Source organism: Variovorax sp. 278MFTsu5.1, from assembly GCF_048305045.1.
Classification (GTDB): Bacteria; Pseudomonadota; Gammaproteobacteria; order Burkholderiales; family Burkholderiaceae_C; genus Variovorax; species Variovorax guangxiensis.
In genome coordinates this window covers 1,060,390-1,073,569 of sequence record NZ_CP157622.1, presented here as the reverse complement: position 1 = coordinate 1,073,569, position 13,180 = coordinate 1,060,390, and the positions used below count along the sequence as shown (strand labels likewise).

Here is a 13,180-nt window from a genome sequence, read left to right as displayed (position 1 = left end):
CATTCGGCGTTTTTTGCGCCATGGCATCTGGATCATCTGGGACGGCCGTGAACGACAACAGGTGCTGGCGTCGAACAGGCGCAGTCACCGGCATCGCATCAAATCATAATGGATGTTTTTCAGACCTTTAAGTGGATAAATTTAGCATTTGAGCTACAATTCAATCCTTTAAATAGCAAGACATCCTCATGCTCGATGTCGCGTTGGCCACCGTCCCGGAACTCGTGGAGGCCCTCGGACAGCGCTTGCGCGCGCAACGCATCGCGCAGTCGCTGACCCAGGCCGAGCTGGCCCAGCGCGCCGGCGTCTCGGGCAGCGCCATCAAGACGCTGGAGTCCACCGGCATGACGACGCTGGAAACCTTCGTGCGCGTCATACAGGCGCTGGGCCTGGTCGATGAACTCGCCGACCTGCTGACCCTGCGGCCGACCACCAGCATCGCCGCCATGGAACAGGCGCAGGCCGCGCAGCGTCAGCGCGTTCGCCATCCACGCAAGCCCCTGCCGCAGGGCCGCCGACAAGACCGCCAATGAAGAAGCTCACCGTCCTCTACGAAGGCTGGGGCCAGCACTGGCCCCTGGGCACCCTGGCCGACGACGGGCGCCAGATCATCTTCGAGTATTCGGCCGACGCGCTTGCCAACGGCATCGAGCTGTCGCCGCGCCACCTGAAGCTGCGGCCAGCGGCCTACGGTCCGTTCCCAAAAGAGATGGGCTACCTGCCGGGCCTCATCTACGACAGCCTGCCCGATGGCTGGGGGATGCTGCTGATGGACCGGCTGTTCCGCAAGGCGGGGCGTGACCCGGCACGCGTCTCGCCCCTCGACCGGCTGGCCTTCATCGGCGCACGCGCCATGGGTGCGCTCTCCTTCATCCCGCCGCAGGACGATGGCACGCAAACGGCCGACTGGAGCCTGCTGCAACTGGCGCAGGCGGCACGGAACGTGTCCGACGACGACGTGACGGCGCTGCGCATGCTGGCCCAGGCCGGCGGTTCACCGCACGGGGCCCGTCCCAAGGCATTGGTCCGGTTCGACGCCGCGACCCGCGCCGTGAGCACCGCCGACGATGCCGCAGGCGAGCCCTGGCTCGTGAAGTTCCCGGCCCAATCGGAACACCCCGAGGTCTGCGCCATCGAGCACGTCTATGCGCAGATGGCGCGCGCATGCGGCATCGTCATGGGGCCGACCGAATATTTCGACCTGGGCGCGAACCTCGCCGCCTTCGGCACCCAGCGGTTCGACCGCGTGGGACACGTGCGCGTACCCGTCCACTCCCTGGCCGGCGCCCTGCATGCCGACTTCCGGGTGCCCTGCCTGGACTACGAAACCGTGCTGCGCGCCACCGGCTTCTTCACCCAGAACGCGCACGAGGTCATGGCCGCCTTCCGGCTGTGCGTGTTCAACGTGGTGTTCAACAACCGGGACGACCACGCGAAGAATTTCTCGCTGCGCATGAATGAGGCACACCGCTGGGACTTCGCGCCTGGCTACGACCTCACCTTCAACCCCGGCCCGGGCGGAAACCACCAGACCTCGGTGATGGGCGAGGCGCTCGCGCCCGGCAGACCCCACCTGCTGGCCCTGGCGGCCAAGCTGGGCCTGCGCGCCCGCGACGTGCAGCACGTCATCAATCAAACCTGCTCAGTGGCGGCAGACCTGGACAGCACCTTGCGCGATGCCCCGGTGCGGCGCGAGACCGTGGCCGTCATCGCAGACGCGGTCGCCAGCAATGTGCGGCGCTGCAGCGCCTAGCTGTGCCCGCCTGCTTCGCCGCCGAGGCTTTTCGGCCAATGCTGCCGGCCCGGGCATCGAAGTCATCAAAGCTGAGCCGGGTATCGAGGCGATCATCGATGCCCTCATCGATGCGGCAGTAGATGAGCCTCAGCCGCCCGGCATGCTTCTGGCCGATCTCCGCAACCTGAAGCGCGAGAAATGGGACTTGGCTTTGCCCGATGGACCTCTGCGCAAGGCGTAGAAAGCCGCCCAGCGGCTTTTCCTTGTCGAACCGCGGGCCGGATGGTCCGTCTGTCCCGCTCAGCGCTGCGCGTTCTGCAGCGCCGCAATGCGCTCCTCGATCGGCGGGTGCGTGGCAAACAGCTTGCCGATGCTGCCGGTGATGCCCATGGCTTCAACCGCCTTCGGCAGTTCACCGGCCGGCAGGCCACCCAGTCGAGCGAGCGCGTTGATCATCGGCTGCTTCTGGCCCATCAACGCGGCGGCGCCGGCGTCGGCGCGGAACTCGCGCTGGCGCGAGAACCAGGCCACCACCATCGCGGCGGCGAAGCCGAGCACGATGTCCAGCACGATGGTGCTCACGTAGTAGCCGATGCCGGGGCCCGAGGAGCGGTCGTCGCCGCGGCGCAGGAAGCTGTCGACCGCATAGCCGATCACGCGCGACAGGAACACGACGAAGGTGTTCATCACGCCCTGGATCAGCGTCATGGTGACCATGTCGCCGTTGGCGATGTGCGCTACCTCGTGGCCGATGACGGCCTCGACCTCTTCGCGCGTCATGTTCTGCAGCAGGCCGGTGGACACCGCCACCAGCGACGAGTTCTTGAACGCGCCCGTCGCGAAGGCGTTGGGCTCGCCTTCGAAGATGCCGACCTCGGGCATGCCGATGCCGGCCTTGTCGGCGAACTTGCGCACCGTGCCGACGATCCAGGCCTCGTCCGGCGTCTGGGGGTTGTCGATCATGTGCAGCCCGGTGGTCCACTTGGCCATGGGCTTGCTGATGAGCAGCGAGATGATCGCGCCGCCGAAACCCATCACCAGCGCGAAGCCGAGCAGCGCCGTGAGGTTGAGCCCGTTGGCCGTGAGGAAGCGATTGACGCCGAGCAGGCTGGCGACCACGCCGAGCACCGCGACGACCATCACGTTGGTCAGGACGAACAGAAGGATACGTTTCAAGTTGAATTCTCCGTGGGGAAATCTGCCATCCAGATGAGGGCCCCGGGGCTCTCTTCAAGCCGCATTCAAGCGGTTCGCGGCATGGAAGCCCTGGGTGTTGTGTGTGTTCTTGGAGCTCCGGTCGGCGGCAGCCGGGTGGAGCCATGATAGGAGCAAAAGTTCTAGGCCCCCGGTATTCCCCGACCGGCCAAGGGCCTGAACACCTTCGGATCGTCATAGAACTGTGCGGCCTCGTTGCCGGCGCACCAGCCGGGCACGCCGAGCACCGGCAGCGGCACGAAGGGCTTGCGCCCGAGCCGTTGCGCATCGAGCATGCCCGCCACCGAGACGTCGTCGAGCGCCGCCGGGCCGTTTCCTCCATCCGCCGGCAGCAGGACGTGCGCGGTGATGGGCTTTCGCGGCGTCACCAACTTCTCGAGCAGCGCATGGCCGAAGAGCACCAGCCGTGCCTCGCTCCACAGCCCGCGCCCGCCGACGAAGAGTGTGTGCCAATCACGCGCGACCAGCGCCCGCCACAGCGCTGGCGGCGCATCCAGCAACGCGCCGTTCTCGTCGAACAGCGTCAGCGCGTCGCGCAGCGCACCGCGCGTGGCACCGACGCCGTCGCGCGCGATCTCGCCGGCCTGCAGTTCATTGAGGCGGCGCTTGGTCCGTGGAAAGGCGAGCCAGACCAGGCCGTTGAAGAAGTCGTGCAGGTTGTCGCGGGACGGCACCGTTCGGGTCCGGAAGATGTGGGCCTCGTACGCCTGCCCGGCGGGAAGCTCGTACTGCCTCACGAAATCGGGCGCTGATGTGGATCCGATGTCCTGCAGGCCGGCCGCCACGCAGCCGTCGTTGCGCGCGACAGCCTGCGCTGCCGCCTCGCCATCGGCGCGATAGGGCGCGAGCCATGGCTGCGCCCAGTCGATCGCCGGCAGGGTCAAGGCGCGGGGGCGCCGGTCCAGCGGATGCGGTCCGGGTGCTGCATCAGCGCGAACTCGGCCGTGAGCTTCTCGAAGAGCTTGAGCGAGCTGCTGTTCTTGCCGAGCAGGCCCGCGGTGCGCAGGGCCTTGGCGACGTCGTTGAGCGGCACGTCCTTGCCGCTGCGCAGGGCCGGGGCAGCCTGAAGGATGAATTCGGCTGCTTCCGACGGAGGCGGCGGCTGCTGCGGCTGCACCTTGGCGGCGGCCTTCGCCTTCGTCGTCTTGCGTGCCGCGGCCTTCTTCGAGGCCGGCTCGGCCTTGGCGCGCGGAGCCTTCGCAGCGGCCGTCTTCTTCGCGGCCACCGTGCGCGCGGCCGGCTTGGCGACGGCGTTGTGCGCGATGTCGGTGAAGGCGTCGTAGATGCCGATGGTTTCGTCGCCGGTCTTGCCCTGCTGGCCGATGCCGCAGACGCGGCAGCCCTTCTCGCGCAGGCGGATCACCAGCGGCGCGAAGTCGGAGTCGGAGGACACCAGCACCACCACGTCGGGCCGCTCGGCGACGGCGAGGTCGATGGCATCGACCGCGAGCGCGATGTCGGTGCTGTTCTTGCCGGTCGACAGGTTCACCATCGGCCGCACCGAGAGGCGCTTGAAGAGCGCCTGCCGGTTCACCGCCATCTCGGCGTTGCAGTAGGCGCGGCGCACGTGGATGGCGCCGTACTCGTCCATGGTGCGCTGCACCGCCTGCTCGATGACTTCGGCCGACACGTTGTCGGCGTCGATCAGGAGCATCACGCGCAGCGAGGGAACCGTCATGCGAGCTTCCAGTTGACGGTCTCGCCGCCGCGCAGCGGCTTGAGCGTGGCGTCGCCGTAGGGCACGGTCTCGGGCACGGTCCAGCTCTCGCGCTTGAGCGTGATGGTGTCGGTGTGGCGCGGCAGGCCGTAGAAGTCGGGGCCGTGGAAGCTCGCGAAGCCCTCGAGCTTGTCGAGCGCGCCCGCGTTGTCGAAGGCCTCGGCGTAGAGCTCGATGGCGGTGAGCGCCGTGTAGCAGCCGGCGCAGCCCAGCGCGTGCTCCTTCAGGTGCGCCGGGTGCGGCGCGCTGTCGGTGCCCAGGAAGAAGCGGTCGCTGCCGCTGGTGGCCGCCTCGACCAGCGCCACGCGGTGCGTCTCGCGCTTGAGCACCGGCAGGCAGTAGTAGTGCGGGCGGATGCCGCCGGTGAAGATGGCGTTGCGGTTGTACAGCAGGTGGTGCGCGGTGATGGTGGCGGCCGTGAAGCGGCCGGCGTCGCGCACGTAGTGGGCGCCTTCCTTGGTGGTGAGGTGCTCGAACACCACCTTGAGCTCGGGGAAGTCGCGGCGCAGCGGGATCATCACGCGGTCGACGAACACGGCCTCGCGGTCGAACAGGTCGATGGCCGGGTCGGTCACCTCGCCGTGTACCAGCAGCAGCAGGCCGTGCTTCTGCATGGCTTCGAGCGTCTTGTAGGTCTTGCGGATGTCGGTCACGCCGGCATCGCTGTTGGTGGTGGCGCCGGCCGGGTAGAGCTTGAGCGCACGCACGCCGGCTTCGGCTGCCAGCGCGATCTCCTCGGGCGGCAGCTTGTCGGTGAGATAGAGCGACATCACCGGCTCGAAGCCCGTGCCTTCGGGCACTGCGGCGCGAATGCGGTCGCGGTAGGCCACGGCCTGCGCGGCGGTGGTCACGGGGGGGCGCAGGTTCGGCATGATCAGCGCGCGGCCGAACTGGCGGGCGCTGTGGGGAACGACGGCTTCGAGTGCGGCGCCGTCGCGCACGTGCAGGTGCCAGTCGTCGGGGCGGGTGATCGTGAGGGTGTCTGTCATGGCGGGCCGATTGTCGCATCGACCCCCTTCCGGCCGCGCAGGCCGGGATCACGCCAGCAGGTACTCCCGCACCAGCGAACGCGCGCGGTGCAGCCGGCTCTTGACGGCGCCCGCCGGCTCGCCGAGCCGTTCGGCGATTTCCGCGATGGTCAGCTCCTCGAAATCGCGCAGCAGCACCACTTCGAGGTAGTGCGCGGGCAGCGATTCGAGCGCGTGGGTCAGGTCCAGCCGCAGCGCGGCGTCGCCCCGGCTGGCCAGCTGCCGCTCGGCCACCTCATCGCCATCGTCGTCCAGCGGATCGTGGCGGAACATCGCGCGCTGCAGCCTCAGGCATTCGCGCCGGATGACGGTGAAAAGCCACGACGAGAACGCCGCCGCGGCCTTCAGCCCCCGGACCTTGCGCGCGACGACCAGCAGCGACTCCTGCACAGCGTCGTCCACGTCGCTGGCCTGGCAGTGCCGCCAGGCGTAGCGGCGCGCGTCGGCCTGGCACACCGCGAGCAGGCTGGCGATGGCGGCCGGGTCGCCGGTCTGCGCGGCGTGGATCAGGCCGGTGCGGTCGGTGCCGGAGGCCACGGTTCAGCGCCCTTTTCCGTCGAGCTTGCGCCCGACCATCGCGCACATCGGGCAGAAGCCGAACAGGCCCGTCAGCGCCAGGATGGCGCCCATGAGGGCGACGGCCACGGCAAGCCCGAAGCCGGCGGTACTCCAGCCGATGGCGGCGAAAGCGAGGCCGGCGAGGCCCATGGCGATGCGCAGCGCGCGTTCCCAGCCGGGTAGGTTCTTGGCGTAGAGCATGGCGATTCCTTCGATCCTTCTTGAGTGCTGAGGAAGACCCTCGGACACGAAGAGGCGCCGAGCCCGCGAAACGGTTCGCGGGATGCGCGGATTTTCTTTTTTTCTTTTCTTCTACGCGGGCGCCGCCATCGCCCGCGCGAGGTCGTCCAGCCAGCGCGCCTGCGCCTCGGCACGCTCCGTGGGCGGCAGGCGCAGCAGCGCCGAAGGATGCAGGGTGACGAGCACGGGCCGGCCGTCCCCGCGCTCGCGCAGCCAGGCGCCGCGCTCGGCCTGCACCGCCACCGGCCGCCCGAGCAGGGCGCGCGCGGCGGTGGCGCCCAGGGCCACCAGCGCCTTGGGCTGCACGAGTGCGATCTCGCTGTCCAGCCAGTGGGCGCAGGCCTCGGCTTCGCGCTGGCCGGCGGTCTTGTGGATGCGGCGCTTGCCGCGCAGCTCGTACTTGAAGTGCTTGACGGCGTTGGCCAGGTAGACGCTCTCCCGCGCCCAGCCCAGCTGCGCCATCGCGCGGTCGAGCAACTGGCCCGCCGGCCCGACGAAGGGCCGGCCCGCCAGGTCCTCCTGGTCGCCGGGCTGTTCGCCGACGAGCATGTGATGCGCGCCGGCCGGGCCCTCGCCGCACACGGCCTGGGTGGCGAGCGCGCCGATCGGGCAGGCGCGGCAGCCGTGCGCCGCGGCGCGCAGCGCGTCCAGGTCGGCGGGCGCCGCGCCTTCGGCCGGGCGCGGATGCATCAGCAGCGGCGGGCGGATGCGGCGCGCGGGCGTGGCCGGCGCTTCGATCATCGACTGGCTGCGCGCCTCGGCCGCATCGGCCAGCGGCTGGATCAGCGCGGCCTCGGGCAGGTTGTGCCAGTAGCGGCGCGGCATCTCGCGCCGCATCGTCGCGAACTTGAGCCGCGCGGGGTTGAAGATGTTCTCGTAGTAGGTGAGCCAGAGCTGCTCGCCCTCGTCGGGCGCGGGCTTCTGGCGGCGGTCCGCGCCCTCGCGGAACGACAGCGCCTGCCCGTCCCATTCCACGCACCGCCGCGGCGTGAGGATGGCCCAGCGCATCTGCGCGAAGCGGCGCGCGAAGAAAGGCGCGTTGGCCTCGACGATGCGGTGCTCGGGCTCGAACCACGCGACGTGGCGCTCGGCGCCCTGCGCGTCCACGACGCGGGTGAAGCGCACGAAGGCGCGCATCTTGTGGATGTCGCGGCGCACCGAGCGGGCCATGAGCTGTGCCTGCATCATGTCGGCGTCCAGCGGGTCGTGGCGCAGCGCCGGCTCGTGCACCAGGCGCCACAGCAGGCGGTAGAGCAAGGCCAGGCGCTGCGCGTCGCGGTGCAGGATCACGTCGGCGCACAGTTCGACGAAGGATGCGGGCACGGCCTGCCGGGCTACCGCTGGTGGCACCCGCGCGGGCGGCAGGTCCGGCGCTTCGCCGAACAGATCGTTGCCACCTTCGCTCCATTCGACCTGCTCCGGCGGCACGCCGGCAGCCAGCAGCCGCCGCGCATGGCCGCGGAAGGCATCGAGATCGACCGGGTCTTCGAGACACACGCGCATGCCGATGCCAGGCTTGCCGCCCTCAGAACAGCGCCGCCTGCGCCGGCTCCGCCGCCGCGGCAGCAGAGCCGGACATCGCCATCGCGTTGGCCGCCGGCCGGTGCCCGTCCGCCACCACGAAGGGCAGCACCTTGCGCGCCGGCACGTGCAGGCGCCGCAGGTCGTCGGCACGCACCCGTCGAACGCGCCGCGCCTGCAGCAGCCGCTCCACGGCCTTCACCCCGAGGCCGGGCACGCGCAGCAGCATCTCGCGCGGGGCGTGGTTCAGGTCGACCGGGAAGCGCTCCGCGTGCGCCAGCGCCCAGGCCAGCTTGGGATCGACGTCCAGCCGCAGCAGGCCGTCGGGCGAGGCCACGATCTCCTGGTGCTCGAAGCCGTAGAAGCGCATGAGCCAGTCGGCCTGGTAGAGCCGGTGCTCGCGCATCAACGGCGGCGCGGCCAGCGGCAGCGCGCGGGCCGCGTCGGGAATGGGGCTGAAGGCCGAGTAGTACACGCGCCGCAGCTTGTAGGCGCCGTAGAGCGTGGCGCTGGAGGCCAGGATGTGCCGGTCGTCGGTGGCATCGGCGCCCACGATCATCTGCGTGCTCTGGCCGGCGGGCGCGAAGGGCGGCGGCTTCGCGGCGGCCGGCGCGGCGCCCGGCAGCGCACGGATCGGCACCACGCGGCGCGTCTCCTCGCGGGTGTCGTCGATGCGAAGCCGCAGCCGCGCCATCGAGCGGCGGATGGCGCTCTCGTCCTTCTCCGGAGCCAGCGCGCGCAGGCCCTCGGCGGTGGGCAGCTCGACGTTGATGCTGAGCCGGTCGGCATAGCGGCCGGCGCGCGCCAGCAGTTCGTCGCTGGCGTCGGGAATGGTCTTGAGGTGGATGTAGCCGCGGAAGTCGTGCTCCTCGCGCAGCTGGCGCGCGACCTCGACCACCTGCTCCATCGTGTGGTCGGGCGATTTGACGATGCCGCTGGAGAGGAACAGGCCCTCGATGCAATTGCGCCGGTAGAAGTCGAGCGTGAGCTGCACCACCTCCTCGACCCGGAAGCGCGCCCGCGGCACGTTGCTCGATGCGCGGTTCACGCAGTAGAGGCAGTCGTACTGGCAGTGGTTGGTCAGCAGCACCTTCAACAGCGATATGCAGCGCCCGTCGGGCGCGTAGCTATGGCAGATGCCGGCGCCCTCGGTGGAGCCGATGCCGCGCCCGCCGAGCGAGTCGCGCGGCTGGGAGCCGCTCGACGCGCAGGAAGCGTCGTACTTGGCGGCGTCGGCCAGGATGGCGAGTTTGCGCTGGATGTCCATGGGATCGGTCGAATACTGTATGAATATACAGTTTTAAGCTGATTGTGTCCTGCCCCTGGCGTGCGGTTTTCCGGCCGCGCGGCGCCGGCGATGGCTGGTTTTTCAGCCGCCGATTTGCGGGAAAACCGCAGGCCCTCCGAAAAAACTCCAATGGAATCAGTCACTTGGGTTTGACGGCCTGCGTGGCACATGCGTTGCTATCCATGCGGCACACCCGACAGTGATGGAGACACGCCAATGACCGACCTGCCCGCACTCGCCGCCGCGCCGCCACCGCCGGCCGGCCTCCCACTCACCGCCTCGCACTGACGCGCCGCGCGTCGCGCTTCGATCCGGCCCGCGCCGGGTCGCGCCGCCGCATGGCCGTGCCGGCCAGGGGGAGCCGCTTTTCCCCCATCGCTTGTTCAACCAGAACCACAACGGAGACAGAGAAGATGATCAGAACCCAGAAGAAGAGCACCCGCCTTCGCCCGACCCCCGTGCGCATCGGCACGCTGCTGGCCGTGCTGGCGCTCACCGCCTGCGGCGGCGGCGGCGGCGGAGGTGGAGGCGGCTTCAGCTTCATTCCGCCCGCGGCGGGCGGAGGCGGAGGCGGAGGCGGTGGCGGAGGAGGAGGCGGCGGCACCACGCCCACCGACCCGTCCGGCCCCGGCAACCCGCCGCCGGTCGATGCCACGCTGCGCATCGGCGTGCTGTCCTCGTCGCCGCAGATGGTGACCGGCGACGACGCGCTGGTCGAGCTGGAGCTGCTGCGCGAGAAGGCCGACGGCAGCCTCGCGGTGTCGATCGACGGGCGGGACGTGACGGCGGCGTTCTCGCGCGACCCCGCCAGCGGCCGCCTGGTGGGCAAGGTCACGGGGCTCAAGCTGGGCTCCAACGAGCTGGTCGCCAGCTACGGCGGCTACAGCGCGAAGCTGCAGCTGACGGCCTACCCGATCACCGGCCCGGTGATCTCCGGCCCGCACGAGGAGCCCTTCGTGTGCGGCTACGCCACCTTCACCCGCATGGGCGGCCAGGTGCTCAAGCCGCTGGACGACGGCAAGTGCTCGGTGGAGACGCGCGTCGACTACTACTACCGCACCACCGCCGGCAGCAACGTGCGCTTCGTGCCGGAATCGATCACCGCCTACCCGGCCAACATGGCCTGGCTCACCGTCAACGGCAAGCAGGTGCCTTACGTGGTGCGGCTCGAAAGCGGCACGATCAACCGCGGGCTGTACCAGTCGGCGATCCTGCACGACGTGCTCAACGAGCCCGCGCCCTCGCCCACCTCGCGCCCGGCCGGCTGGAACGGCACGCTGCTCTACCCGCTGGGCGGCGGCTGCCAGGGCGGCTGGTTCCAGCAGGGCAACGACTTCGCCACGCTCATCAACCCAACCTACCAGAGCCGCGGCTTCGCCGTGACCACCTCCACGCTCAACGTCTTCGGCACCAACTGCAACGACCAGCTTTCCTCGGAAACCATCGCGATGGTGAAGGAGCGCTTCATCGAGAACTTCGGCGTGCCCGCCCACACCATCGGCACCGGCGGCTCGGGCGGCTCCTACCAGAGCCACCAGACCAGCGACAACTACCCCGGCCTCTTCGACGGCGTGGTGGTGAGCCAGGTGTTCGCCGACGTCACCTCCTCCACCATCTTCAAGCTGCACGACTCGCGCGTGCTCAACAACTACTTCAACGACCCTGCCACCGCGGCGCTGGCCTACACCACGGGCGAGAAGCAGGCGATCTCGGGCTACCTGCAGATCGGCAACATCCCCAACATGAGCAACAGCGCGGGTCGCCTGGACCCCACTGTTTCGTTCCCCGCGGGCGTGCCCACCGAGCAGCGCTACAACGCGCTGACCAACCCCACGGGCGCGCGCGCGACGGTGTTCGACCACACGGTGAACGTCTACGGCAAGACCGAGGCCGAGGGCTTCGCGCTGCGCCCGATCGACAACGTGGGCATCCAGTACGGCCTGAACGCGCTCAACGAGGGCAAGCTCAGCATCGAGAAGTTCCTCGACCTGAACGAGCGCGTGGGCGGCGTCGACCGCGACATGAAGCGCACCGCCTCGCGCACCGTGGGCGACACCGACGCGCTGCGCCGGGCCTACCAGTCGGGCCGCATCGTCAACGGCGCGGGCGGGCTGGCCTCCACCGCCATCATCGACCTGCGCGACTACAACGACGGCGCCACAGGCGGCGACATCCACACCAAGATCCACTCGTTCTCGATGCGCGAGCGCCTGCGCCGCGCCAACGGCAACATCGACAACCACGTGATGTGGACCATGGGCGGCGGCAGCGCGGCCGCCTTCGACGAGATGGTGAAGTGGCTCAGCGCGGTGAAGGCCGACACCTCCGAGCGCACCAAGGCACAGAAGATCGCCGCCAACCGCCCGGCCGACCTGCAGGACGCCTGCTGGAACGCGGGCCTGAAGTACACCGAGGAGCAGACCGCCTTCGGCACCGGCGCGTGCAACACCTTCTACCCGGCCGGCACCACGCCGCGCATGGCAGCGGGCGGCCCGCTCACCGACGACATCGCCAAGTGCCAGCTGAAGCCGCTGAACCCGTCGGACTACAGCGTGAGCTTCAACCCCACGCAATGGGCGCGCCTGAGCGCCGCCTTCCCCGACGGCGTGTGCGACTGGACCAAGCCGGGCGTCGGCCAGCAGCCGCTCGCCGGCACCTGGCTGTCGTTCGGGCCGTCGCCCGTGAACCTGCTGTTCGACATCACGAAGAAGCTGATGTCGAGCTTCCTGTAAGCCAAGCCGCGGGCGGCCTGCACGCGCGACCGCACATGCAGGCCCGCCCGCCTTTTCCCCTGGAGTGAACCTTGAAAGCATCCATGAAGAAGACCCCTGTGTCCGCCTTCCATCTCGCCCTGACGCTGGCCTTCGGCCTCGCTGCAGCCGCCGGCGCGCACGCGCAGGACTTTCCCGCGGGCAAGCCCATCACCATCGTCGTGCCCTTCGCGGCCGGCGGGCCCACCGACCGCGTGGCGCGCGACCTGGCCGAGGCCATGCGCAAGCCGCTGGACGGCACCAGCATCGTGATCGACAACGCCGCGGGCGCCGGCAGCACCATCGGCAACGCCAAGGTGGCGCGCGCCCGGCCCGACGGCTACACGCTGCTGCTCACCCACGTGGGCATGGCCACCACGCCGGTGCTCTACCGCAAGCTGCCCTACGACTACGAGACCGACTTCGAGTACCTGGGCATGATCAACGACGTGCCCATGACCGTCATCGGCAAGCCCCAGCTGGAGGCCGGCAACTTCAAGGAACTGCGCGAATGGATCGCGAAGAACCCGGGCAAGACCAACCTCGGCAACGCGGGCATCGGCTCGGCCTCGCACCTGTGCGGGCTGCTGCTGCAAAGCGAGTTCAAGGCCGAGATGACCACCGTGCCCTACAAGGGCACCGCCCCCGCCATCGCCGACCTGCTCGGCGGGCAGATCGACCTGCTGTGCGACCAGACCACCAACACCACTTCGCAGATCGAGGCCAGGAAGGTCAAGGCCTACGGCGTGACCACGCTCAAGCGGCTGGGCACGCCCGCCTTGAAGGACCTGCCCACGTTGGACGAGTCGGGGCTGAAGAACTTCCAGGTGACCATCTGGCACGGCCTGTACGCGCCCAAGGGCACGCCCGCGCCGGTGCTCAGGAAGCTCAACGACGCACTCAAGGTCGCGCTGAAGGACCCCGACTTCATCAGGAAGGAGGAAGGCCTGGGCGCGGTGGTGGTGGCCGACCGGCGCGTCGAGCCGGCCGAGCACAGGAAGTTCGTGCAGCAGGAGGTGGCGCGCTTCGGCCCGGTCATCAAGGCCGCCGGCGTGTACGCCGACTGAGGCGCGCGCATGGTGCGACGCATCGGCGACAGCGAGGGTAATTCCGCCTCGGCGCGGCGGG

General features: G+C 69.5%; 13 protein-coding genes. 5 read left to right on the top strand and 8 right to left on the bottom strand.

Features of this window, described 5'->3' with window-relative positions; translation table 11 throughout:
* Positions 1 to 203: 203 nt before the first annotated feature.
* The 3 genes from ABL844_RS04610 to ABL844_RS04600 are packed head-to-tail and all read left to right on the top strand — an operon-like array spanning position 204 to position 1,976.
* Positions 204 to 533 (top strand): helix-turn-helix domain-containing protein, encoded by a 330-nt coding sequence (locus tag ABL844_RS04610; protein WP_418130612.1) that lies wholly within the window; start codon positions 204 to 206, stop codon positions 531 to 533.
* A complete protein-coding gene (locus ABL844_RS04605) occupies positions 530 to 1,753 on the top strand; it encodes a type II toxin-antitoxin system HipA family toxin (protein ID WP_418130611.1) in 1,224 nt (407 codons plus the stop codon). The genes ABL844_RS04610 and ABL844_RS04605 overlap by 4 nt, the downstream gene beginning before the upstream one ends.
* On the top strand, positions 1,731 to 1,976 hold the full coding sequence (locus ABL844_RS04600; protein ID WP_418130610.1) for a hypothetical protein: 246 nt from the start codon (positions 1,731 to 1,733) through the stop codon (positions 1,974 to 1,976). Before ABL844_RS04605 ends, ABL844_RS04600 begins: the two co-directional genes overlap by 23 nt.
* A 59-nt stretch (positions 1,977 to 2,035) precedes the next feature.
* Here the strand turns inward: ABL844_RS04600 and htpX are convergent, their stop codons facing one another.
* The 8 genes from htpX to ABL844_RS04560 all read right to left on the bottom strand — a co-directional run bounded on the left by htpX (position 2,036) and on the right by ABL844_RS04560 (position 9,281).
* Positions 2,036 to 2,911 (bottom strand): protease HtpX, encoded by an 876-nt coding sequence (gene htpX, locus ABL844_RS04595; RefSeq protein ID WP_019658374.1) that lies wholly within the window; start codon positions 2,909 to 2,911, stop codon positions 2,036 to 2,038.
* Positions 2,912 to 3,072: 161 nt separating this feature from the next.
* Positions 3,073 to 3,834: a DUF3025 domain-containing protein gene (locus ABL844_RS04590; protein WP_418130609.1), complete on the bottom strand. Its 762-nt coding sequence runs from the start codon at positions 3,832 to 3,834 to the stop codon at positions 3,073 to 3,075.
* Positions 3,831 to 4,628, bottom strand: a complete 798-nt coding sequence (locus ABL844_RS04585; RefSeq protein ID WP_418130608.1) for an NYN domain-containing protein — start codon at positions 4,626 to 4,628, stop codon at positions 3,831 to 3,833. Before ABL844_RS04585 ends, ABL844_RS04590 begins: the two co-directional genes overlap by 4 nt.
* Entirely contained in the window at positions 4,625 to 5,656 is a 1,032-nt protein-coding gene (gene pyrC, locus ABL844_RS04580; RefSeq protein ID WP_418130607.1) for a dihydroorotase, read from the bottom strand. The genes ABL844_RS04585 and pyrC overlap by 4 nt, the downstream gene beginning before the upstream one ends.
* 48 nt (positions 5,657 to 5,704) lie before the next feature.
* Complete coding sequence (locus ABL844_RS04575) at positions 5,705 to 6,232, bottom strand: RNA polymerase sigma factor (protein WP_418119129.1); 528 nt, start codon at positions 6,230 to 6,232, stop codon at positions 5,705 to 5,707.
* Positions 6,233 to 6,235: 3 nt separating this feature from the next.
* The gene (locus ABL844_RS04570) at positions 6,236 to 6,454 is read right to left on the bottom strand and encodes a YgaP family membrane protein (protein WP_369659648.1); all 219 of its coding nucleotides are present in this window, start codon (positions 6,452 to 6,454) and stop codon (positions 6,236 to 6,238) included.
* Positions 6,455 to 6,565: 111 nt separating this feature from the next.
* Entirely contained in the window at positions 6,566 to 7,996 is a 1,431-nt protein-coding gene (locus tag ABL844_RS04565) for a UdgX family uracil-DNA binding protein (RefSeq protein WP_418130606.1), read from the bottom strand.
* Positions 7,997 to 8,018: 22 nt separating this feature from the next.
* Positions 8,019 to 9,281 (bottom strand): putative DNA modification/repair radical SAM protein, encoded by a 1,263-nt coding sequence (locus tag ABL844_RS04560; protein WP_418130605.1) that lies wholly within the window; start codon positions 9,279 to 9,281, stop codon positions 8,019 to 8,021.
* A gap of 434 nt (positions 9,282 to 9,715) precedes the next feature.
* On the opposite strand from ABL844_RS04560, the gene ABL844_RS04555 reads away from it, so the two are divergent.
* On the top strand, positions 9,716 to 12,034 hold the full coding sequence (locus ABL844_RS04555; RefSeq protein ID WP_418130604.1) for a DUF6351 family protein: 2,319 nt from the start codon (positions 9,716 to 9,718) through the stop codon (positions 12,032 to 12,034).
* An 83-nt stretch (positions 12,035 to 12,117) separates the two neighbouring features.
* Positions 12,118 to 13,119, top strand: a complete 1,002-nt coding sequence (locus ABL844_RS04550; protein ID WP_418130603.1) for a tripartite tricarboxylate transporter substrate-binding protein — start codon at positions 12,118 to 12,120, stop codon at positions 13,117 to 13,119.
* Positions 13,120 to 13,180 lie beyond the last annotated feature (61 nt).

Coding starts and splice junctions, on each gene's coding strand:
- ABL844_RS04605 (WP_418130611.1), top strand. CDS start 530: ATGAAGAAGCTCACCGTCCTCTACGAAGGCTGGGGCCAGCACTGGCCC.
- ABL844_RS04600 (WP_418130610.1), top strand. CDS start 1,731: ATGTGCGGCGCTGCAGCGCCTAGCTGTGCCCGCCTGCTTCGCCGCCGA.
- ABL844_RS04585 (WP_418130608.1), bottom strand. CDS start 4,628: ATGACGGTTCCCTCGCTGCGCGTGATGCTCCTGATCGACGCCGACAAC.
- pyrC (WP_418130607.1), bottom strand. CDS start 5,656: ATGACAGACACCCTCACGATCACCCGCCCCGACGACTGGCACCTGCAC.
- ABL844_RS04570 (WP_369659648.1), bottom strand. CDS start 6,454: ATGCTCTACGCCAAGAACCTACCCGGCTGGGAACGCGCGCTGCGCATC.
- ABL844_RS04565 (WP_418130606.1), bottom strand. CDS start 7,996: ATGCGCGTGTGTCTCGAAGACCCGGTCGATCTCGATGCCTTCCGCGGC.
- ABL844_RS04560 (WP_418130605.1), bottom strand. CDS start 9,281: ATGGACATCCAGCGCAAACTCGCCATCCTGGCCGACGCCGCCAAGTAC.
- ABL844_RS04555 (WP_418130604.1), top strand. CDS start 9,716: ATGATCAGAACCCAGAAGAAGAGCACCCGCCTTCGCCCGACCCCCGTG.
- ABL844_RS04550 (WP_418130603.1), top strand. CDS start 12,118: ATGAAGAAGACCCCTGTGTCCGCCTTCCATCTCGCCCTGACGCTGGCC.